Origin of the sequence: Streptomyces sp. BV286 (assembly GCF_019090165.1) — a bacterium.
GTDB lineage: Bacteria > Actinomycetota > Actinomycetes > Streptomycetales > Streptomycetaceae > Streptomyces.
Genome location: NZ_JAHRIB010000068.1, coordinates 1 through 287, shown reverse-complemented (window position 1 = coordinate 287; position 287 = coordinate 1). Strand labels below are relative to the sequence as shown.

Sequence of the window (287 nt, the reverse complement as noted above, 5' to 3'; positions counted from 1 at the left end):
ACCCGGCCACACCCCACCTCGTCACCGGCCCGCACCACCAACTCCACGAACGCCGCACCCGGCAACAGCACCACACCCGACACCGCATGATCAGCCAGCCACGCATGCGACGACAGCCCGACCCGCCCGGTGAAGAGCACCCCACCGGCTCCGGCCACGCCCACACCAGCACCCAACAACGCGTGCTCCACCGCGACCTGACCCAGCCCCGCAACATCACCCGACACCGCCGTCGCATCCAGCCACAACCGCTCCCGCTGGAAGGCGTAGGTGGGCAGCTCCACCCG

Annotated in this window: 1 protein-coding gene; it reads right to left on the bottom strand. The window is 70.7% G+C overall.

What is annotated here, in order from left to right:
• Positions 1–287 (bottom strand): polyketide synthase dehydratase domain-containing protein (locus KUF83_RS10205; protein WP_217454294.1); only part of this gene is annotated, 287 nt, incomplete at both ends.